We start from the raw sequence: 22,826 nt of genomic DNA, 5'->3' as shown, positions 1-22,826 counted from the left end.
TCACCTCATTCGTTAGCGCTCTACCGTCTCCATGATGAAGGCTTCGATTACGTCCCCTTCTTTGACGTCGCTATAGCTTACCAAGGTAATACCGCACTCATAACCCTGTGCCACTTCTTTAGCGTCATCTTTAAAACGCTTGAGGGAATCGATCTTGCCTTCATGAACGACAATGCCGTCACGGATCAAGCGAGCTTCTGCGTTACGCGTAATTTTACCGGATGTCACCATACATCCTGCAATCGTACCCACTTTGCTCACTTTAAAGGTGCTGCGGACTTCCGCATGACCGATCACGGTTTCTTTGTACTCCGGATCGAGCATCCCCTTCATAGCTTGCTCAATTTCCTCGATTACATTATATATTACACGGTGCAGACGAATATCAACCTTTTCCTGCTCGGCGGTTTGCTTCGCTTGAACGTCCGGACGAACGTTAAAGCCGATAACAATCGCGTTGGAGGCAGCTGCCAAAATAATGTCGGATTCCGTGATCGCCCCGGCACCGCTGTGGATAATTTTGACGCGAACGCCTTCCACCTCGATTTTGTTCAAGGAACCTTTCAGCGCCTCAACAGAACCTTGTACGTCACCTTTGATAATCACGTTAAGATCCTTGATCTCACCGTCTTTAATGTGTTGGAACAGATCATCCAGCGTCACGCGGGTATTCGTGTTCAACTCGGATTGACGATGGGTAATTGCACGCTTATCAGCGATATTACGCGCTTTACGCTCATCCTCAAACACCATAAACGGATCGCCGGCGCCCGGAACTTCAGTCAAACCGGTAATTTCAACCGGTGTTGAAGGACCCGCTTCTTTTAATCGACGGCCCTTATCGTTCACCATCGCACGAATACGTCCAAAGCAGTTGCCCGCTACGAAGGCGTCGCCCACTTTCAATGTGCCATGCTGAACGAGAATACGTGCTACCGGACCTCTGCCTTTATCCAGCTCAGCCTCAATAACGGTACCGCGTGCGCGTTTGTCAGGGTTTGCTTTATATTCATTCACTTCTGCTACCAGAAGTATCATTTCAAGCAAGTCTTCCAGACCCATCCGCTGTTTCGCCGAAACGTTAACAAAGATGGTATCTCCGCCCCACTCTTCGGGCACTAGCTCGTATTCCGTCAATTCTTGTTTGACTTTATCCGGATTAGCGTCCGGTTTATCGATTTTGTTCACGGCAACGATGATCGGCAAACCTGCTGCTTTCGCATGGTTAATGGCTTCGACCGTCTGTGGCATCACGCCGTCGTCAGCCGCAACCACGATGATTGTCATATCCGTTACTTGTGCACCACGGGCACGCATGGCCGTAAACGCTTCGTGACCCGGTGTATCCAGGAACGTAATCTTCTTGTTATTGATCTCGACTTGGTAAGCACCGATATGCTGCGTAATACCGCCAGCTTCGCCACTGGATACGTTCGTGGAACGGATCGCATCAAGCAGCGTCGTTTTACCGTGGTCGACGTGACCCATAATGGTAACGACCGGTGGACGCTCCTTCAGTTCTTCCGGAGCATCGTTTTCTTCAACGGTCTCAAAACGATCTTCCTCTACCGGAATTTTCACTTCGACTTCTACACCGAATTCGCCAGCAAGCAATAGAATCGTATCGATATCCAGCTCCTGGTTAATGGTGGCCATCACGCCGAGGAAAATCAGCTTCTTGATGACTTCGGAAGCGTCCTTATGAAGCAGCTTCGCCGTTTCACCGACGGTCATGTTGCCACGGACGATAATTTTCTTCGGCGTGTTGTCGATTTTCTCACGAGGCGGCTGCTGATTATGTTGATTCCGGCCGCGGTTGTTCTTTCCACCGCGATTGTTGCCACGGAATCCTCCCTGACGGTTGTCATCAAAACGCTTGGAGTCTGAACGATTGTTATTGTTGTTTCTGGAACCGCGGTTCTGGCCGTTGCTATTATTGTTATTGCTATTAGCTCCTGAGAATCCGCCTCCGGTTCCACCCGGCTTGCTCTGCGGACGAGCCCCGCCTTGGTTGTTGCTGCCCTGAGGACGCGCTCCACCTTGATTACTACCTTGCGGACGTGATCCGCCTTGATTATTGCCTTGCGGACGTGCGCCGCCTTGACCTCCGCCCTGAGGACGTGATCCGGTCTGCGTGCTGCCGCCTGGTCGGGATGCTTGGCTACGATTGTTCTGCTGACTTCCTTGTGCGGAGCCAGACTGATTTCTTCGGGTATCCTGCCCTCCTTGGGGACGCTGGGAACCTGAAGCATTCTGAGTGTTTTGATTCGTTCTACTATTCATACCTACCTGCTTTTCCTGTTGTTTTTTGGGCTGGCTTTGACCTTGTTGTTCTGGTGCTTTCTGTCCTGAATGACGCATACCGTCCTGCCCATTACGGTTGCCTTCGGCACTCACGCTAGCGGAAGTACCTTCTGTTTTTGCATTGGATACAGTTGCAGCCGCATTGGCTCCGGAAACCGCTGGTTTACGATTCTCGGTACGGGAAGCGTCTCCACTATCCCGCTTGGCTGCTGCATTCGATTTGATATCTTTGAAAAACTGCTCTACCTTGGACACCGTATCGTTTTCCATTACGCTCATATGGTTATTGACCGGAATGTTCAAACGTTTAAGGATCGTGATGATTTCTTTACTGCTCATGTTCAACGATTTAGCATATTCGTATACTCGAAGTTTATTGTCTTTGTTTTCCTGTTTACTCAATATACTCCACCTCCGACATTGTCTCCAGTTTCTTGGAGATCATTTCTGCGAATCCTTGATCCGTAACTGCCAGCACAACCCGCTCGGGTTTACCTACACTTGTGCCCAGACTTTCCCGGTCAAATCCGATTACCAGAGGGATATTGTAAGAACCGCATTTATCGCGGAACTTCTTTGTTGTATTAACTGAGGCGTCACCCGCCAGAATAACCAATTTTGCTTCAGAAGACCGGATGGCTTTGAGCACGATCTCATCCCCGGTAACCACCTTACCTGCCCTCATGGCCAGGCCGAGCTGAGAAAGCGCCCTATTCATCATCGGCAGCACTCTCTTTTGCAGCGAGGAATTCATCTTCCACCTTGATGAAATCCTGTGCCAACTGTTCATAGATCTCAGGTTTCACATGTTGTTTCAACGCTCGATCCAGTGCTTTATTTTTGTGTGCCAGCTTGAAGCAGGAAACTTTGCCGCATAAATACGCTCCCCGTCCCGACTTTTTGCCGGTGAGATCAATCAGAACAGCATCCTCGGGAGTCCTAACAATCCGGATTAGCTCTTTTTTCGGCATCATTTCCTGACACGCTACACATTTACGCAGCGGTATCTTTCTCTGTTTCAAGACGACAACCCCCTGTCATTTGGAATTAATCGACAGAGACGGAATCCTGGTGCATTTCACCTGATTGGGACTTCGGTCTGCCAAATTCCTGCTCCGCCTGACTTTCGCTCTTAATATCGATCTTCCAGCCTGTCAGCTTCGCCGCGAGACGAGCATTCTGGCCTTTGATCCCAATCGCAAGCGAGAGTTGATAATCCGGAACAATTACGCGCGCCATCTTCTCATCTTCAAATACTTGAACTTCAAGTACTTTGGATGGGCTCAGCGCATTGGCCACGTATTCTTCAACCTGATCGGAATAACGCACGATGTCAATTTTTTCGCCGCGAAGCTCATTGACAATCGTCTGTACGCGCATGCCCTTAGGTCCGACGCAAGAACCAACCGGATCGACTTCATCGTTACGGGAAAATACCGCAATTTTGGAGCGGAATCCAGCTTCGCGCGCAACCGAGCGGATTTCAACAACGCCGTCAAAGATTTCCGGCACTTCAAGCTCGAACAGGCGCTTCAAAAGGCCCGGATGCGTACGGGACAGCATAATTTGCGGACCCTTGGTTGTGTTCTCAACCTTGGTAATGTACGCTTTGATCCGGTCGCCATGCTTGAACTTCTCGTTAGGCATAAGCTCGGTAAGCGGCAAGGCCGCTTCGATCTTGCCAAGGTCGATATAAATGTTACGCAAATCTTGACGCTGCAGCGTACCCGTTACGATATCATCTTCCTTGTCAATAAAAGCGCTGTAGATCAGGCCGCGCTCGGCTTCTCTAATGCGCTGGGTAACAACTTGCTTTGCCGTTTGAGCTGCAATCCGTCCAAAATCACGCGGCGTAACCTCGATTTCCGCTATATCTTCAATCTGAAAATGCGGATTGATTTCCCGGGCCGCATGCAGCGAAATTTCAGTCCGCGGATCCAGCACCTCGTCCACAATCAGCTTCCGCGCGAACACCTTGATGACACCCGTATTGCGATTCATGTCTACCCGTACATTTTGCGCCGTGTTGAAATTGCGCTTGTAACTCGAGATCAGTGCCGCTTCAATGGCTTCAAATAGCACATCCTTGCTGATGCCCTTTTCTCTTTCCAACTCATTCATCGCTTCAATAAAATCCATACTCATTGAAAATCGGTTCCCCCTTTCAAAACTTCCGTTTAAAAAATGATGGCCAATCTGGCACTGGCTACTTTTGCATATGGAATCACGTGCTGCTTCTTGACGGTTTGAATGACTAGCTCCTCATTATCAAAGGATTCCAGCTTGCCTTCAAACTCTTTCAACCCGTTAATCGGCTCGTATACCGTAACAAACACGTTCTTGCCGACCGACTTCGCAACATCCTCTTTTTTCTTAAGGGGACGTTCCGCGCCAGGAGAAGAGACTTCAAGAAAATAAGCTGTCGGGATCGGATCGTTCTCGTCCAGCTTCTGGCTCAGGTATTCACTGATTAAACCGCAATCGTCAATGTCAATGCCGCCGTCTTTATCAACAAACACGCGCAAGAACCAGTTGCTTCCTTCCTTAACGTATTCCACATCTACCAGTTCAAAGCCGTGTTCGTCCAAATACGGCTGCACCATTTCTTCCACAGTCGTTTTAATCTTTGATGTGCTCAAAGAACATAACCTCCAAGTTGATTTCCTATATACCAAAGAGTAAAGAGTGGGTTGCCCCACTCTTTACACAACGGTTTTATCTCCATGATTACCAAAAAAATTATAACATAGTCTGGTAATAGTGACAAGTATGACTCCTTGACTGTCAAGGCGTCACGGCAATGACGGGATGACAAGAATCAGAACAATGATAACTGATTGCTCTCCGGCAGACCGCGGAAGCATCCCATTTGGGTCAACAGCTCCACGGCGGTTTTGCTTGCCTTCGATTTTTGCTGGAAATCCTCTATGGAGAGGAATTCACCGAATTCACGTGCGGCAGCAATATTGCGGGCGGCATTATCACCGATCCCCTGCAGTGCGGAGAACGGCGGAATGAGCGAATCTCCATCCACCTTAAATCGGAGCGCATCCGATTCATACAGATCGATGTTCTTGAACGAGAAGCCCCTTGCCGTCATTTCCAGCGCCATCTCCAGAATCGGCAGCATTCCTTTTTCCTTCGGGCTTGCTCCGAAGCCCAGCTGCTCGATTTCTTCAATTCGGCGATAGATCGCCTCATAGCCCTGACAGCATAATTCGATATCGAAATCCTCGGCTCGCACCGAGAAGTACGTTGCATAATATTCGATCGGATAATAAAGCTTGAAGTAAGCCGTCCGCACCGCTGAGATAACATACGCGGCGGCGTGGGCTTTCGGGAACATGTACTGGATTTTGAGACAGGAATCAATGTACCACTGCGGCACTTTGCATTTCTTCATCTCGTCAATCCATTCCTGCGACAGCCCCCGGCCTTTACGCACGCTTTCCGTAATCTTAAATGCGAGGCTCGCGTCCATGCCCGCCTTATAGATCAGGAACAACATGATATCGTCGCGGCAACCAATAACGGTTTTGATGTTGCATGTACCATTCTTGATGAGCTCTTGAGCGTTGCCGAGCCAAACGCCGGTTCCGTGTGACAGACCCGAGATTTGCAACAAGTCGGCAAAACTCGACGGCTGCGATTCCACCAGCATCTGGCGGACGAATTTGGTGCCCATCTCCGGCACGCCGAAGGTGGCCACCGGCGAGCGTATTTGCTCCGGCTTGACGCCCAGCGCCTCCGTTGAGTTGAACATGCTCATTACTTTCGGATCGTTCATCGGAATGGTCGTTGGATCCACGCCGGTCAAATCCTGAAGCATCCTCATCATGGTCGGATCATCGTGCCCGAGAATATCAAGCTTGAGCAGGTTCGCTTCAAAGGCGTGATAATCAAAATGCGTCGTTTTCCACTCTGCGTTGACATCGTCCGCGGGAAATTGCACCGGCGTGATCTCTTCCACTTCGATGTAATCCGGCACAACGACAATACCGCCGGGATGCTGGCCTGTGCTCCGCTTGACACCGGTACAGCCTGATGCCAGCCGGTTCAATTCCGCGCCCCGCCAGCGCTTGTTGTTGTGTTCCTCATATTTTTTGGCGAAGCCAAACGCCGTCTTCTCTGCCACGGTGCCGATGGTACCGGCACGGAATACGTTCTCCTCGCCAAACATCTCTTTGGTGAAATTATGGGCATGCGGCTGATATTCACCGGAGAAGTTCAAGTCAATATCGGGAACCTTATCCCCTTTAAAACCCAGGAAGGTTTCGAATGGTATATCCTGTCCCTCGCCTTTCATCATGTTTCCGCATTCCGGACAAGCCTTGTCCGGCAAGTCGAATCCACTCGGCACGCTGCCGTCCAGGAACCATTCGCTGTGCTTGCAGTCGCTGTTCAAGCAAATGTAATGGGCCGGAAGCGGGTTAACCTCGGATATGCCGAGGAATGTGGCAACGACGGATGAGCCTACGGAACCCCGTGAACCAACCAAATAGCCGTCCCGGTTCGATTTCTTAACCAGTTTCTCGGAAATCAAATAGTTCGCTGAGAAACCGTACTTAATGATCGGCTCAAGCTCTTTCTCCAACCGGGCCACTACGACTTCCGGCAAGTTCTCGCCATAAATGGACTTGGCCGTGTCGTAGCAGGTGTTGCGGATTTCTTCATCCGCGCCATCCAGAATCGGCGTAAACAGCTTATCCGGGAACAATTCCAACTCTTCAAAGCGGTCGGCCAGCTCGCTAGTGTTCGTTACAACAACTTCATAACATTTGTTTTGTCCCAAAAACTCGAACTCTTCGAGCATCTCTTCCGTAGTCCGAAAATGCGCGTCAGGCTTGCGCATATCCTTAAGCGGGCTGAAACCGGTAATCCCATGGATGGTAATGTCCCGGAACAGCTTATCCCGCGGTTCAAGATAGTGCACGTTTCCTGTGGCGATGACCGGCTTGTTCAGCTTTTCGCCGATGCGCACGACTTTGGAAATTGCGGTTTTGATCTCTTCGGGACTGCCCACCAAGCCTTTGTCCACCAAATGCATATACATCGTCAACGGCTGAATCTCCAAAACATCGTAGAAGTCCGCAATCTCTTCGGCTTCCTCCTCCGTCTTGTTCAGCACCGTTTCGAAGAACTCCCCTTTTTCGCAGCCGGAAAGCACCAGCAACCCATCTCGCATCTCTTGAAGCTTGGATTTAGGAATACACGGCACTCGCTTGAAATATTCGGTATGCGACATGGAGATCAGCTTGTACAGGTTTTTCTTGCCTGCCATATTCAAAGCATAAATACCGCAGTGGAAAGGACGGGTATTGGACAAATCCGTACCGACGTAATCATTGAGGCGGTCCAGCATCTTGACGCCTTTGGTTTTGTCCACATCGCTAAGGAGCCCGTTCAGGATTCCAGCCAGCGCAATCGTATCGTCAATCGCGCGGTGATGGCTTTCGAGCAGCACCTTATACTTATCTGCCAATGTGTTCAGACGATGATTCTTAAGGCCCGGATGCACCAGACGTGCCAGCTCCAGCGTATCCAGATAGGGATTGTCGAGCGTATCCATGCCCGCATTCTTGAGTGCTGCCTGAATGAACCCCATGTCAAATCGTGCATTGTGAGCCACAAGCACGGCATCCCCGACGAATTCAACAAACTCTTTCAGTACCGGCTCCAGTTCAGGAGCATCCTTAACCATATCGTCATTGATGTTCGTCAATTGCTGAATATGGTACGGGATTCTCTCGTGTGGATTAACGAAGGTAGCGTATCGATCAATCTCTTTGCCATCGTTCATCTTCACGGCAGCAAGCTCGATGATTTTGTTCGCGGTGATGGACAAACCTGTTGTCTCAATATCAAATACAACATAAGTCGCACTGCTGAGCTCGATCGGCTGCGCTTGCTCCACAATGTTGACGGCATCATTCACGACGTTGGCCTCGACGCCGTACATCATTTTAATGCCATGCTTCTTGGCGTTCTTTGCTGCATCAGGATAACACTGTACGCCACCATGATCACTTACGGCGATGGCTTTATGTCCCCAACTCGCCGCTGTTTTGATATAACGGTCAATCGGTGTGACCGCGTCCATCGTGCTCATCGTTGTATGCAGGTGGAATTCAACCCGCTTCTCGGCAGCATTATCCTTGCGTGATGGCGGCGACGGCACTTCATTGAGATCGGACGGGATCATCACCAGCTCCGGCACCTGCATAAACCGGTCATATTCCACGCGCCCGCGTGCCTTCACCCATTTGCCGTTCTCAAGAAGGCTCAGGACCTTCAAGTCGTCCTTCGTCTTGCCAAACATTTTCATTTGCAAGGAATCGCTGAAATCCGTCAGATAGAATGTGAATAACGTACTTCCGTTACGAAGCTCCTTACGATCCAATCCGAAGATGGTTCCCTGAATCGTAATTTTCTTCTCTTCGTCTTGGATCTCCTGAAGCGGAACCGGCTGTTCCTTGATATCATACCCAACCTGCAGCCGAACCGCGCCCTCTTCCTCATCCTCGGCATCCAGCTCAGCTTCCATGCTGCTCATGATCTGCTCGATGACCTCGCGCTCTTCTTCTCGTTTCCTCTGTTCGAACTCCTCATAGGCCGCCTGGCCATTATCGCCGACCTGCATTTTCACGCGCAGCGTCAGATCAAAATATTGCCCGAAAAAGCGGGTAATGGCGGAATCGATCTGTTTCTTACGGGCAAGCTCAAGCGACATGCCATCCGACATGGAGAGAAGGACTTGCCCATCTTCCACCTCGTATTTAGCCCTTGTCATCCATCCATTGACCGAAGGGATCTCCCGATGTGCCCACTCTAGGAACAAGCCCCAGTATTCTTGCACGATATCTGCTTCGGGAACGCCGCTTCCATATCGGAACACAAATTTAATCTTCGCAATATGCCCCATCTTCTCCTGAATTCTCAGACAAAATGTGCGATAGACCTCAGCTGGAACCAAGGTCTCCTTCAGGACGGTTATTCTCCAGTCCTTACTGGCCTTGCTTGTCTCTACCTGCTCAATCACGCCGTCCAAAAAATAGGGTTCCACCAGATTGGCCGGAACTTCTCCCTGCTTGATCAGCAGTTCAAATCGCTTCCTTTTATCTTCTGTTGTGCCCATGGTTCCCTCCCCCTGCAATGCATAAAGCTATAAGAAAAACTTCTAACTTCTATCGACGAACATCCACAAAAGACAAACCGCGTTTAGTGGACGTTTTTCTTCCGATTGTCGAATTCGTTCCGCTTCGCTGAAAACTTATAAATTCTATACTCTTAAATAAATAGAATAAAGCCTCCGCCGGCAGCACCCATTCGTCCTGCCCCAAAAAGAAGAGCGTCCGCCACACTGCCATCCGGAAGCTTCCTCCAGATGATGAATTCCGGTTCTGGACGAAAGACTCCTCCCCTCGCCCAAACTTGCCGGGAATTCATAATATCGATTTACTAGTACGCTCTCGCGAACAGCACCGTATGTTTTGCATCTTCACCGCATACGAGGCACTTGGTTTTCTTCTCGGCCGGCTCAAACGGAATGTTTCTGCTCGTAGCGCCGGTTTCTTGCTTGACGGTATCTTCGCAAGCTTCCGAACCGCACCATCCTGCCAACGTAAACCCGCGTTTTTCCTCCATGCTTTCCTTCATTTCATCCAGCGTTTCCACCGAATAGAAATGATCCTCACGGAACTGCTTCGCGCGCTCGAACATTTCCTGGTGCACCTGCTCCAGCATATTCTGTACTTCCTGGGTCAGATTGGCTTGCTCTACGATTTTCTTCTCGCCTGTAATGCGGGAGACAAGCACGCACACGCCATTCTCCATATCCCGCGGCCCGATCTCCAGACGTACCGGAACTCCGCGCATTTCATACTCATTGAATTTCCAGCCTGGGCGCACATCCGGATTGTCGTCAACGCGTACACGGATGCCTGCGGATTTCAGTTCACGGAACAGCTCGTCCGTACGACCTACAACCGCGTCTCTCGTCTTCGGTGGACCGATTGGAATCATAATCACTTGCGTCGGTGCGACTTTAGGAGGAAGCACCAATCCGCGGTCATCCCCGTGGACCATAATCAAGGAACCAATGAGGCGCGTGCTGACGCCCCAGGATGTCGTATGAGCGTATTCCAGCGTATTTTCACGGTTCAAATATTGAATGTCGAAAGCTTGCGAGAAGTTGGTCCCCATATAATGCGAAGTACCTGCCTGTACCGCTCGTCCGTCTTTCATCATCGCTTCGATCGAGAACGTATCCACGGCGCCCGCAAATTTCTCCGAAGGTGTCTTCTGCCCTTTGATTACCGGAATCGCGAGATAGTCCTCCACGAACTGCTGATAGATATCCAGCATTTGCATGGTTTCCCCTCTAGCCTCAACTTCCGTTTCATGAGCGGTGTGGCCTTCTTGCCATAAAAACTCGCTCGTGCGAAGGAACGGCAGCGTGCGTTTTTCCCAGCGCACCACGTTGGCCCACTGGTTGATCAGCACAGGGAGATCACGATAGGATTGGATCCATTTGGAATACATGTGCCCGAACATCGTTTCAGAAGTCGGTCGGATCGCCAGACGTTCTTCCAGCTTCTCTCCAGCCGCTTCCGTTACCCATGGCAGCTCGGGATTAAATCCTTCGACATGCTCCTTCTCCTTCTGGAAAAAGCTCTCGGGAATGAAGAGCGGGAAATACGCATTCCGATGGCCCGTCGCCTTAAAGCGCCGATCCAACTCTGCCTGGATATGCTCCCAAATTTCATAACCGTCCGGTTTGAAGACGATGCAGCCTCTGACTGGAGAATAATCCATCAGGTCCGCTTTTTTGATGACATCGATATACCAGCGCGAGAAATCTTCCGCTTGCGGCGTAATCTCCGTCACGAATTGTTTATCCTTCGATTCCTTAGACATATAAATCGTGTGCCTCCCATTAATAAAACGCATGGTCAAAGCCCCTGATTCAAGCGGCTTGGACTGGCGTTATTGGCGATATGTGTGAACGAGCTGCGGCTATGAAGCCCGCCCTTATTATAGCAACTCCATTTGCTAGATATCGTTATGCGTGAAACTCTGCTAACAATAGAAAAGGTACGGCTTTCGTTGCGGCTGGCGCACCGAGCCGTACCTTAGGGTTTATCCGTTGATCAAACGCAAAATATCGTTATAGGTGACGGCAATCATTAACAGGAACAGCATCGCAAACCCGATAAAATGAACCATGCCTTCTCTGTTCGGGTCAACTGGCTTGCCCCTTAAGGCTTCGATCCCTAAGAATACGAGCCGGCTTCCATCCAGTGCCGGTATCGGCAGCAGATTGAATATGCCCAGATATAAGCTTAGAATGGCTGCCCAATAGGTCAGCTGTTCGATACCCTGTTTGGCGATTTGTCCCGTTACTTCAAACGTCCGCACAGGACCGCCAAGATCATCCATGGAGAACTTCTGAATCAACTGTCTGAAGCCCTGGAAGATAATATTCGTTGTATCTACCATCGCGGTCCCGGACCCGGCAATCGTCTCCCCAATCCCTGCGGATCGGGTCGGAAGCTCAGGAACAATCCCGACCTTGCCGCCTTCCTGGCCCTCCATCGTCCGCGGAGTTAAGGTCAGATCAAATGATTCCTCACCCCGGCGTACGGTCCATTCCATCGGCTTGTCCTTGGAAGCTGCAATCAATTCGATCATCTTCTGATAATCGGCACCAATGGCGGTTCCGTTAATGCTCTCGATGATGTCTCCCTCTTTCAGATCGGCTTCATCGGCAGGCATGCCTTTTGTAATCTCGCCAATTTGCACATACGTTGGATTCTCAACCGGTATGCCGGCCATTTGAATGTGAAGGGCAAACAGCACGAAGGCCAGAATGAAGTTCATGACAGGACCGGCAAAAATCGCAAGCGCTCTTTGTCCAACAGTTTTGCTGCCGAATTGGCGGTCTCTCGGTGCGATCTGCGTCTCGACACCTTTGGCTACCGTTAAGGCTTGCGGATGGATTTCAAATTGTTGGAATTCACCATCCACATCAAGTCTAACCGACAAACGATCCACCATATCCATAAACTGGACTTCGCCGCGAATGACATTTTTACGGTTGTCGAGTTGATCCAGATAAATCTTTTTCACTTGATTCTCTGCATTCAATCGAACCGCAATCGTCTGACCGGGCTGAATCTCGACAAGTTCCGGATCTTCCCCGGCCATACGGGCATAACCGCCGAATGGAAGAAGACGAAGCGTAAACTGCGTTTCATTGCGTTTATATGAGAACAGCTTTGGACCAAATCCAATCGCGAACTCGCGCACCAATATTCCGGCACGCCGGGCAAAATAATAGTGACCCCATTCGTGCACGGTAACGATCACAAAAAACATGAGCACCGTTAGAAAAACGACCCGAACCATTTCCAATTCTTTACATCCCCCTTTTCCTCTGAGAACGCAGTATGTCCCTATAGATTATCATTATTCTCCTGTCGTCCACAAGAGAATCACAAGCTGTCCGCTTTTTTTCAAGGGAGATTTCAAAAACACTTCAATCCTATAGTCGGGAAGCTAATTCACGTGCGATTCGATCATTCTCTTCAATCGTCTCCAGTGCCGGTTCCGGCGCAACACGATGGCTTTGCAGCACTTCCTCAATGATCTCTTCGATTCGCAGAAAAGAGATTTCGCCGCGGAGAAACCGGGCGACCGTAATTTCATTGGCAGCGTTGAATACCGTTGGCGCTGTCCCACCCATTTTACCACATTCATAAGCAAGCCTTAAACAAGGAAAACGTTCTAGATCCATCTCCCGGAAATGCAGCTTGCCCGCTTCTGCCAAAGATAGCCTTGGCGCAGGTGAAGACCACCGCTCCGGATAAGTGAGCGCATATTGAATCGGAACCCGCATATCCGGGTTACCGAGCTGGGCAATGATACTTGAATCACGGAATTCCACAAAAGAGTGAATAATGCTTTCCGGGTGCAGAAGCACGGAAATGTTGTCATAAGGAATTCCATACAGCCAATGGGCCTCAATCACCTCAAGCCCTTTATTGACCATGGTGGCCGAATCAATCGTGATTTTGGCACCCATGGACCAGTTTGGATGTTTAAGCGCATCCTCCACCGTAACGTTCACCAGCTGCTCCCGGGTGTAATCCCGGAATGAGCCTCCGGAAGCCGTCAACGTGATCCGTTCAATATCTTCATGCCGCTCTCCGTTCAGGCATTGGAATATGGCGGAATGCTCGCTATCGATCGGCAAGAGTTTTACCCCTTTGGCAGCCGCTCGAGCCGTAACCAGGTGACCTGCGGTTACCAACGTTTCCTTATTGGCAAGCCCGATTGTCTTCCCCTCATCGATTGCTGCAAGCGTAGAGGACAGGCCCAAACTTCCAACGACCGCTGTAACCACCATTTCCGCGTCTGTCGCTGCCGCAATCTCGATCAATCCTTCATGACCATGGAACACTTCGGTTCCGGCAGGAAGATCATGCCTTATGCTGTCAGCAAGCTCTTTCGTGGCAACGGACACTTTACGCGGAGAAAACTCCTTGACCTGCTGAAGCAGCACTTCCTTATTACTCCCTGCAGCAAGGCCCTCAATCTGAAAATGTTCCCGGTGTTTCCTCACGACATCCAAGGTCTGGGTACCTATGGAGCCAGTGGAGCCGAGTACGCTGATCTTCTTCATGCACATCTTTCCTTTCATCAGTAAGGCAGGAGACTCAATATATGTACAAACGGAAATACGACGATCCAACTGTCACATCGATCCAGTATCCCTCCATGGCCCGGCAGCAGCTTGCCCGAATCCTTGATCTCATACACCCGTTTATAAGCGGATTGCACCAAATCGCCGAGCTGACCGATAACAGCGCAGGAAAGTCCGATTAGAATCGCTTGTCCAGCCGTCAGGAATCCAGCTGAGAAGAATGAAAAGAGCAGTGATGTGAACACGGCAATGACCACACCGCCGAGCGCACCCTCAACCGTTTTGTTCGGGCTTATGGAAGGCCATAATTTATGGCGCCCCATGGCGCGTCCGACAAAATAAGCTCCCGCATCGCTTGCCCAGATCGAGGCCAGAAGCAGAAAAGTCCAGAATACGCCATGGCCGTCAGGAGCATGTCGTGATTCGGCGATAAAGGAAAATCCGATTCCGATATACACCGATGCCAAAAACAATAAAGAAACCCGTTTGATATCTATTACATTCTTCGTAGTCACGGTCGCCAGCAAAAATAAAAGCAGCAGGAGCCAAAGCACATGTTCCCACGGGATCTGAATATTCAAATTAAGCGGACCCCATGGAAATACAAGTAACAGCACCCCCGCATACCCAATCCAAGCCGTTCCCCCGAATGCTGCCGTATTGGTCATGCGCACAAACTCATAATAACCGATTAGCGCCATCGCCAGAATAAGAAGATGGTACCACAGACCGCCTATGAAACATAATCCTAAAAAGACCGCTCCCGCTATAATTCCGGTAATCAATCGCTGTTTCAAAACGTTCCATCCTCCATCGGCTACGAAAGTCCACCGTAGCGCCTTGTTCTTTGTTGATAATCGGCTACGGCCTCCACCAAATGCTCTTTGGTAAATTCCGGCCAATAGGCATCCGTAAACCATAGCTCACTATACGCGAGCTGCCACAGCATAAAATTACTTAGCCGCAGCTCGCCGCTTGTGCGGATCAGTAAATCCGGATCCGGCAATTCGCCTGTGAGGAGCCGCTGGCCGATCAGTTCCTCTGTAATATCCTCAGGACGAAGAATCCCGTCGCGCACTTCTCGTCCGAGCGCCTTGACACTTTCGGTGATCTCTTTCCGGCTGCCGTAATTGAGTGCAAAGTTAAGCACAAGCCCGTCATTGCCGGCTGTCTTCGCAACTGCTTCTTCCATCGCAGACACGGTATGGGACGGAAGGTCTTCCGGATGCCCCATCATGCGGACCTGGACATTTTTCTCGATCAGCTCCTCCAGCTCAATAGCCAGGAACTCTTGCGGAAGCTTCATCAGAAAATCGACCTCATCCTTCGGACGCGTCCAATTTTCTGTCGAAAAAGCATACATCGTCAATATTTTGATTCCCAAATCATCGGCGGCAATGGCCGCTCTTTTGACAGCCTTCATGCCATTCTGATGGCCAACGATTCGCGGCATACCGCGCCGTTTCGCCCAGCGTCCATTACCATCCATGATGATGGCGACATGATGTGGGATGTTGTCCGGAGAGAGCTGATGCGTCTGCTGACTGTCCTCCTGATTCAACCACGATCGAACCCGTTTGATCATTCCATTTCCTCCAGGCATCTTTCTGCAAAAAAGAGACAAACCCCACCATTGACAGGAGGGGCCACAAGTCTCTTATACTTCCATAATCTCTTTTTCTTTAGCAACGAGGACTTTGTCGACTTCTGCGATAAATTTATCCGTCGCTTTTTGGATATCTTCCTGATGTCTCCGGGACTCGTCCTCGGAAATATCTGTTTTCTCCAATTTTTTGATGTCGTCGTTGGCATCACGGCGAATGTTGCGGATGGCCACTTTCGCTTCCTCGCCGAATTTCTTCGTCATTTTCACCAGTTCGGTTCTGCGTTCTTCCGTCAGTGCAGGTACGACGAGACGAATTTGATTACCATCATTCGCCGGCGTCAAACCGATATCCGATTTCATGATCGCTTTCTCGATATCGGCCAAGGACGACTTGTCCCAAGGCTGGATCATGAGCGTTCTTGAATCCGGCGTGCTGATGTTAGCCAGCTGATTCAGCGGAGTTGGTGCCCCGTAGTATTCAACCGTGATCCGGTCGAGTAGCGCTGGCGCTGCCCGTCCTGCGCGCAGCGTTGCCAGGTCACGTTTCAAAGACAGGATCGCTTTTTCCATGCGTTCTTCTGCATTCTTTTTCACCGATTGCGGCATTAGTCTACACTCCCTTTGACGATCGTTCCGATTTTCTCGCCCAGAACGACGCGCTTGATATTACCTTGCTCCGTAATAGCGAAGACGATGAGCGGGATGTTGTTGTCCATACATAACGATGAAGCTGTAGAGTCCATTACCCCAAGGTTTTTGTTCAATACGTCTAGATACGTCAGCTGCTCGTACTTCTCGGCAGTTTCATCCTTAAATGGATCAGCGGAGTACACTCCGTCCACCTTGTTCTTCGCCATGAGAATCACTTCTGCTTCGATTTCCGCTGCGCGAAGCGCTGCAGTCGTATCGGTGGAGAAGTATGGGTTACCCGTTCCTGCCGCAAAAATAACGACACGACCTTTTTCCAAATGCCGAATGGCTCTGCGGCGAATATACGGCTCCGCAATTTGCTGCATTGAGATAGAGGTTTGCACCCGAGTCGGCACATCGATCTGCTCCAAAGCATCCTGAAGAGCCAAAGAGTTCATCACCGTTGCGAGCATTCCCATATAATCAGCTGTCGCACGGTCTATTCCGTTCGCGCTGCCAGCGATACCGCGCCAGATGTTTCCGCCGCCGCACACGATCGCGACCTCCACACCAAGCTCGACAACCTCGCGAACCTGCTCAGCGATCGATGAGATCGTCTCAGCATCAATACCATATCCATTCTGCCCTGAAAGGGATTCCCCACTGACTTTCAATATCACTCGTTTATATACAGGCTGTTCCAAATGATAACCCTCCACTTTAAGACGGCGCCTAAGTATACGACGCCCGTTTGAAAAACGACAGACAGACACACCGGCACTGCTTGACGGTTTATAAAAATCGGGTAAAAACATCCGTCTCAAGTAGAAACTTCTGGTCGTCTAATCAAGACTTGAGTCCATTCTTTCTTGTGAGATAAGGGGTGCCTTTACTCCGAATTTATAACAATCTTATCTCTCTTATGCCTTATATCTCTTAAAAAAGAAGGAACACAGGTGTGTTCCACTCTTTTCTATAACTTATATTAGCCTATTCGGCTTATTTATTCACCTGGGACATAACTTCTTCAACGAAGTTGTCTTGTTTTTTCTCCAAGCCTTCGCCCAATTCAAAACGAGCAAAACGACGGATGGAAATGTTCTCACCGATCGTGCTGATTTTTTCATTAAGCAGCGTGTTGATTGTTTTGTCAGGATCTTTGATGAAGGCTTGCTCAAGCAAGCAATATTCTTCATAGTATTTGTTGATGCGGCCTTCAACCATTTTCTCAACGATTTTTTCAGGCTTGCCTTCGTTCAGAGCTTGGTTTTTCAAAATTTCTTTTTCTTTCTCAAGGTCTTCCGTTGGCACTTCTTCACGACGAACATATTTAGGATTTGCAGCGGCAATATGCATTGCGATATCGCGAGCAAACTCTTTGAATTGATCTGTTTTACCTACGAAGTCGGTTTCACAGTTGATTTCAACGAGAACGCCGATGCGTCCGCCGCCGTGAATATAAGACTCTACAACGCCTTCAGTTGCAATACGACCCGCTTTGTTTGCTGCTGCAGACAAGCCTTTTTCGCGAAGTACTGCGATCGCTTTGTCGATATCACCATTTGTTTCATCCAGCGCTTTTTTGCAATCCAGCATGCCCGCGCCTGTTCTTTCGCGAAGTTCTTTTACCGCACTAGCTGTTACTGCCATTAGAATTCCCTCCAAATTGGTATGATGAAGTTTTGCGTTTGGACCTCAAGAAGACCGTCATTCTGTTGTTCTCTCCAGGATTCCAGACCGCATTAAGTAGTTGTTCTTCCCCTGCGATGCCAGGCTCCGAATGCCATACGTTATACGCACGTTATCCGTTCTAACATCTTAAAAAAAGGGCAGTGAGAGGTTATACACCTACCAACCACCCTTTTCATTTAATTCATGGTTTATACGTTTAATCCCGATTAAGCAGTTGTTTCTTCGCCTTGGTGAGCTTCAACAACGGCATCGGCCATTTTACCAGTCAACAATTTGACAGCGCGGATCGCGTCATCGTTACCTGGGATTACATAGTCGATTTCATCCGGATCACAGTTCGTATCAACGATACCAACGATTGGGATACCCAATTTGCGAGCTTCCGCTACTGCGATACGCTCTTTGCGAGGATCGATAACGAACAATGCGCTTGGAAGACCCTTCATGTTCTTGATACCGCCCAAGAATTTCTCAAGACGATCTTTCTCTTTGCGGAGAAGGATAACCTCTTTCTTAGGCAATACTTGGAACGTGCCGTCCTCTTCCCAAGTTTCGAGCTGCTTCAAGCGGTTGATACGCTTTTGGATCGTTTCGAAGTTAGTCAAAGTTCCGCCGAGCCAACGTTGGTTGATGTAGTACATGCCGCAACGCTCTGCTTCTTCCTTCACGGAATCTTGAGCTTGTTTTTTCGTGCCGACGAACAGGATTGTACCGTTCTCTCCAGCTACGCTTTTTACGAAGTTGAATGCTTCTTCAACTTTCTTGACCGTTTTTTGCAGGTCGATAATGTAGATACCGTTTCTTTCAGTGAAGATAAATTTATCCATTTTCGGGTTCCAGCGACGAGTCTGGTGACCGAAGTGAACGCCAGCTTCCAAAAGCTGTTTCATGGAAATTACTGCCATCTTCACGCACCTCCTAAGTTTGGTTTTTGTGTGTCCCTCCGCCAAGATCATTTTTCATTAAGACTCCCAGTCCTGGAAGCACCCTTAACGAAATCACTCTAGCGTGTGTTTTAACACCGTCAATTACTATAACATAACCATGGGCAGGTTGCAATGTCTTTTGTGTGCTTGACCAGGTCCATTCTATCAACGGCTGCACGCAGATCCCGCAAAGAAAAAAACCACTCTCAACCGAAGTGCTAGTTGGAGGGTTTTGTAGTGATCTTCGTGATGATCGAATTGTAGCTCTCGCCTGCCGTGAACGAGTATGTACCGCTCAGGATCTTGGTATTGATTTTATTCTCGGTAGCTTTAGTGATGAATGCCTGTTTGTTGTCAATGACGCCAGCATTCAAAAGACTGTTTGCCACATCACTGAGATTGTTTCCGGATTGAATGTTTACTTTAATATGCGCTTCCGCTTTGGCCGGTGTTTTCGGCTCCGCCGGATTCGTCACCCGGGGAGATTCCTGTTTCTTATCCACGCCTGTTTCAGGTTTCTCCGGCTGCTGCGGTGCTTCCGGCTTTTCCGTCCCCGCCTTCAGTACAGGATCGGCTCCTTCGGACTCACCAGCGCCATCAGAAAGCCGTTTCTCTTCCCACTGCTCCGCTGTCAACAGTTCTTCCGAGCCTTCGAAAACTTGCATATCCATGGCTTCCGCTGCAGCCATCAGCTGCTCCTTCGTTAATTCCTCCGTCGTTGCTGCGGTGGTGCCTTGACCGATCCACATCAGCTGAAGCAGCACCGCGCCGATCACGAGACCGCTCCCCAGGCCCATCATAAATGTACGGTTCTTGATCACACGGATTCCTCCTGTTTGGCCAACTGGATAATAAGTTGAACTTCGCCTCGCTGAAGACCCGTGGTCTTGGCAATCATATCGATGGACTTTCCTTGTTCATATAGATCAAACAGCTCCGTGTATCTGGATTTGATGGAATGGACAGGAGGTGCAGGTTCAACCTCGGAAGCCGCTGCAGCGGCTTGCGCCAGCTTCTCTTCCGCCGTTCGAATTCGCGTTTGCGAATCGGTCATTTTCTGCTCCATGGCCAGCATGCGCTGCCGCAAATCACTGACCTGCTCTTGATGTGCTTGCTGCTTGGCATCAAGTTCTTTCTTCATCTGACTAACCAGTTCCACCAGTTGTTCGTTCTCGTTCTGGATTTCCGCCATATATCCTTCAAGCGTGTTCTCCACTTCTTTGACAACCCGCTCGCTGGACACGGCCTCTTCACGGCGTTTCGGCAGCATAAAAGCATACAGCACGGCGGCAATGCCAAGCAGCACGATATATATCCATGGTTTCAAATCCATTAACTCCTTTGTGCCTATAAATTATCTAGAGCGAAACATCGAAATTTTTGCCTTTATAGGGATGCTCTGCCGGCTGCTCCACGATCTCGCCCGATTCCGCCGTTCCCCGGCCTTGCTGCTGCTCAGAGGATTGACGACTCCCGTCATCGCGCACGGCTGTTTCCGCCGTCTCACTCACTTCCGTGCTTCGCTGAGCTTCCGCACGGCTGTTCTTGTTTAACTCACCCGCAAGCAGCGTCTGATCATTCATCGGGCGCTGCTGGGTTTCATTATGCATCTTGCCCGCTTCATTGGTTCTGGGGACCGCAATTTGCATCTCAACCGATTTCAAACTCAATGGAATCACCTCATGATATAGGATCATGTCCACAAGCATTTAACACGTATGTTCTATCCCTACAAGAGCGGCACCATGGTGATATCCCCTTCATGATAGTAAAAAGAAACCCGCTGCGTGGGGTCCTTAACAAAGCGGGTATACCGCCCTATGACAATTTTGGCTCCGCCGTAGATCGTCTTTACCACATTCACTCTTGCTTTGCCGGTATCCTCAAGCATCTTCTCGATTTCCAGCATTCTATCCTTTATATCGGCTTGTTCTGCCATGTTGGATTTCTTGGTCGCATTCAGCTTGATTCGCAGCGCCAACTTGTCTGGAGACAATTGACCCGAGGATGCTAACTGATTCAGAAGATAAAGCGCTTTATCGGTTTTGTCCATACTTTCTAATGACTGCTTCAATTGAGCTCTAAGATCTGCCAGTTCATTCCGCAGCTCGGGCAGCACACCAACTTCAACTACGGTAGCCGTCGACATGCTGTTTCCGATCGTTCGGGCAACCACTTTTTCCCCCGCCTGCAAAATGCCGCCTACCACAAGGCCCTTCATACCGTTGCATTCGATATTCTGAACCGCCCGGATATTGGAGTGCATGATGCTCTGCGAGACGAATACGCTAGCTCCGGCTATGACGTTTCCATCCTGGATGAACGAGCTTTTGACATCCTGACCCGCCTTTACATAACCCTTGTTGTACCCGATGATTCCGCCGGATATATCGATCGAACCTTCAGCCTCCAGCTCGGCTCCCTCCACAAAGCCAGTGACTCGGATATCTCCTGCTGCCTTGATTCTGAAACCGGTAAGCACATTGCCGCGAATGACCACCGTACCGACAAAGTCGATATTGCCTATACTGTAATCAACATCCCCGTTAATCTCATATACCGGAAACACATTGATTTTTCCCTTTTCCGTTTTGGTGAGGAGTCCGTCAAGCGCAGCGTACATTGCGGTTTTCTCCGCGTTAACAACAACGTTCTTCCCAACCTTGAAATGAGCTTCCTTTCCCGGTTTGCTCGGAATCTCCTCTCCGGTTACCGCTGTTCCGGGGACTCCCTTCGTTGGGGGGATTCGGTTGGCAAGCAGCTGCCCCTTCTTTACATTATTTAAACGAATCACTTCTTTATAATCCACTTTGCCATCTTCGATCTCCAGCGGCTTCAGATTCGTCTCATTCCCAAAACTGACGGTAAATTCGATTCTGCCGTTCTGTCCGTGCACAGGTTCCGTTCCCATGGCAATCGGCGTTCTACTATATTGATATTCCTCCGCATGATCTGCGATTCGCCGCAACGTATCATGTTGAAGTCCATATCGTACATCATGACTTCTCAGAAATTGCTCAAGATCTTCTACAGAGCAAGAGAAATCCTTCTCCCACTTGGTGAACTGTATATAGGCGACGACCTTGTCATCCGATAGCGTAACGCTAAAGTACTGATCCAATGCATAATCTACAGACAATCCAGGAACCCCCTTCATAAATGGCAAGCGTCAATCGTTTTGCATCAGCAAATCCCGATCTTTATCGAGCGCGCCCCGAAGTCTCAATATCGCTTTGGAATGAAGCTGAGATATTCGTGAAGGTGATAGCGACATCACTTCAGCAATTTCACTGAGTGATAAATCCTCATAATATAATAAGGAAACTACGGTCCGCTCTTTCGGGGTTAATTTACCGATACCCTTCATCAGGGCTTCTCGCAGGTAAAATTCATGGACCTTGTGATCCGGATTCTTCGCTTTCTCATCAACCAGGAGCGACATTCGGGTCTCAGACTCCTCCTCGCGGATCGGATCCTCCAGAGATGTCAATGTCATGACCGCTACTTCCTGCAGCATGTGCCGGAATTCCTTCTCGGTCACGTCAAGGTAATCACTCATCTCGGAATCACTGACGCTGCGTAAATACTTCTGTTCCAACTGCTGATATGCAGTTTCAATCTTCTTCGCCTTCTCGCGGACGGAACGAGGCACCCAGTCCCCTTGACGCAGCGAGTCCAGTATGGCCCCACGCACACGCCAAGAAGCATAGGTTTCGAATTGCAGCCCTCGCTTGTAATCAAACTTCTCGATAGCGTCAATCAGACCCATTACCCCATTGCTGGCCAAATCTCCCTTAGAAACGTTCTTCGGAAGACCGATGGCCAAACGGCTTGAAACATAGTCAACGATGTGCAAATGATATTCGATTAGTTTCTTCTTCGCTTCATGGTCTCCATCTTCCTTCCATGCGCTCCATAAATCCGCATGATTTAGCACAGAAGCTTTACGTTCGTCCAATTGCCT

21 protein-coding genes are annotated in these 22,826 nt (G+C 49.6%); all 21 read right to left on the bottom strand.

Going from position 1 to position 22,826, the window contains the following annotated elements; translation table 11 throughout:
- Positions 1-12: 12 nt before the first annotated feature.
- Entirely contained in the window at positions 13-2,706 is a 2,694-nt protein-coding gene (infB, locus tag ACETK5_RS06985) for a translation initiation factor IF-2 (protein WP_100538041.1), read from the bottom strand.
- A complete protein-coding gene (locus ACETK5_RS06980) occupies positions 2,699-3,022 on the bottom strand; it encodes a YlxQ family RNA-binding protein (protein WP_174819209.1) in 324 nt (107 codons plus the stop codon). Before ACETK5_RS06980 ends, infB begins: the two co-directional genes overlap by 8 nt.
- Positions 3,015-3,326 (bottom strand): RNase P modulator RnpM, encoded by a 312-nt coding sequence (rnpM, locus tag ACETK5_RS06975; protein ID WP_053492673.1) that lies wholly within the window; start codon positions 3,324-3,326, stop codon positions 3,015-3,017. Before rnpM ends, ACETK5_RS06980 begins: the two co-directional genes overlap by 8 nt.
- Positions 3,327-3,351: 25 nt before the next feature.
- On the bottom strand, positions 3,352-4,449 hold the full coding sequence (nusA, locus tag ACETK5_RS06970) for a transcription termination factor NusA (RefSeq protein ID WP_076324961.1): 1,098 nt from the start codon (positions 4,447-4,449) through the stop codon (positions 3,352-3,354).
- A 32-nt stretch (positions 4,450-4,481) separates the two neighbouring features.
- Complete coding sequence (gene rimP / locus ACETK5_RS06965; protein ID WP_076324962.1) at positions 4,482-4,943, bottom strand: ribosome maturation factor RimP; 462 nt, start codon at positions 4,941-4,943, stop codon at positions 4,482-4,484.
- Positions 4,944-5,122: 179 nt separating this feature from the next.
- Positions 5,123-9,439 carry a PolC-type DNA polymerase III gene (locus tag ACETK5_RS06960; protein ID WP_394054786.1) on the bottom strand — a complete coding sequence of 1,439 codons (4,317 nt, stop codon included), beginning with the start codon at positions 9,437-9,439 and terminating at the stop codon, positions 5,123-5,125.
- Between the two features lie 152 nt (positions 9,440-9,591).
- Entirely contained in the window at positions 9,592-9,750 is a 159-nt protein-coding gene (locus ACETK5_RS06955) for a hypothetical protein (protein WP_394054784.1), read from the bottom strand.
- A 12-nt stretch (positions 9,751-9,762) separates the two neighbouring features.
- Positions 9,763-11,220 (bottom strand): proline--tRNA ligase, encoded by a 1,458-nt coding sequence (gene proS, locus ACETK5_RS06950; RefSeq protein WP_100538045.1) that lies wholly within the window; start codon positions 11,218-11,220, stop codon positions 9,763-9,765.
- Between the two features lie 222 nt (positions 11,221-11,442).
- Positions 11,443-12,711, bottom strand: a complete 1,269-nt coding sequence (gene rseP, locus ACETK5_RS06945; protein ID WP_371860414.1) for an RIP metalloprotease RseP — start codon at positions 12,709-12,711, stop codon at positions 11,443-11,445.
- Positions 12,712-12,847: 136 nt separating this feature from the next.
- Positions 12,848-13,987 (bottom strand): 1-deoxy-D-xylulose-5-phosphate reductoisomerase, encoded by a 1,140-nt coding sequence (locus tag ACETK5_RS06940; protein WP_394054782.1) that lies wholly within the window; start codon positions 13,985-13,987, stop codon positions 12,848-12,850.
- A gap of 17 nt (positions 13,988-14,004) precedes the next feature.
- Positions 14,005-14,805 carry a phosphatidate cytidylyltransferase gene (locus ACETK5_RS06935; protein WP_394054780.1) on the bottom strand — a complete coding sequence of 267 codons (801 nt, stop codon included), beginning with the start codon at positions 14,803-14,805 and terminating at the stop codon, positions 14,005-14,007.
- 20 nt (positions 14,806-14,825) lie between these two features.
- Positions 14,826-15,593 carry an isoprenyl transferase gene (locus ACETK5_RS06930; protein WP_100538049.1) on the bottom strand — a complete coding sequence of 256 codons (768 nt, stop codon included), beginning with the start codon at positions 15,591-15,593 and terminating at the stop codon, positions 14,826-14,828.
- A gap of 72 nt (positions 15,594-15,665) precedes the next feature.
- Positions 15,666-16,220 (bottom strand): ribosome recycling factor, encoded by a 555-nt coding sequence (frr, locus tag ACETK5_RS06925; protein WP_006211296.1) that lies wholly within the window; start codon positions 16,218-16,220, stop codon positions 15,666-15,668.
- On the bottom strand, positions 16,220-16,948 hold the full coding sequence (gene pyrH / locus ACETK5_RS06920) for a UMP kinase (RefSeq protein ID WP_006211297.1): 729 nt from the start codon (positions 16,946-16,948) through the stop codon (positions 16,220-16,222). The genes frr and pyrH overlap by 1 nt, the downstream gene beginning before the upstream one ends.
- A 295-nt stretch (positions 16,949-17,243) precedes the next feature.
- Entirely contained in the window at positions 17,244-17,894 is a 651-nt protein-coding gene (gene tsf, locus ACETK5_RS06915) for a translation elongation factor Ts (RefSeq protein WP_100538050.1), read from the bottom strand.
- Between the two features lie 248 nt (positions 17,895-18,142).
- Positions 18,143-18,841: a 30S ribosomal protein S2 gene (gene rpsB / locus ACETK5_RS06910; RefSeq protein WP_071220108.1), complete on the bottom strand. Its 699-nt coding sequence runs from the start codon at positions 18,839-18,841 to the stop codon at positions 18,143-18,145.
- A gap of 239 nt (positions 18,842-19,080) precedes the next feature.
- A complete protein-coding gene (locus ACETK5_RS06905) occupies positions 19,081-19,683 on the bottom strand; it encodes a hypothetical protein (protein WP_394054776.1) in 603 nt (200 codons plus the stop codon).
- Complete coding sequence (locus tag ACETK5_RS06900; RefSeq protein ID WP_394054774.1) at positions 19,680-20,195, bottom strand: DUF6115 domain-containing protein; 516 nt, start codon at positions 20,193-20,195, stop codon at positions 19,680-19,682. The genes ACETK5_RS06905 and ACETK5_RS06900 overlap by 4 nt, the downstream gene beginning before the upstream one ends.
- Before the next feature lie 25 nt (positions 20,196-20,220).
- Positions 20,221-20,532, bottom strand: a complete 312-nt coding sequence (locus ACETK5_RS06895) for a hypothetical protein (protein WP_100539451.1) — start codon at positions 20,530-20,532, stop codon at positions 20,221-20,223.
- Between the two features lie 59 nt (positions 20,533-20,591).
- On the bottom strand, positions 20,592-22,001 hold the full coding sequence (locus ACETK5_RS06890) for a DUF342 domain-containing protein (RefSeq protein WP_326112964.1): 1,410 nt from the start codon (positions 21,999-22,001) through the stop codon (positions 20,592-20,594).
- A gap of 30 nt (positions 22,002-22,031) precedes the next feature.
- Positions 22,032-22,820, bottom strand: coding sequence for a FliA/WhiG family RNA polymerase sigma factor (locus ACETK5_RS06885; protein WP_071220103.1), 789 nt, complete (start codon positions 22,818-22,820; stop codon positions 22,032-22,034).
- Positions 22,821-22,826: the final 6 nt, after the last annotated feature.

This window comes from Paenibacillus ilasis, assembly GCF_043195395.1.
Taxonomy (GTDB): Bacteria; Bacillota; Bacilli; order Paenibacillales; family Paenibacillaceae; genus Paenibacillus_AQ; species Paenibacillus_AQ lautus.
This window is presented reverse-complemented; position numbering and strand designations above follow the sequence as displayed.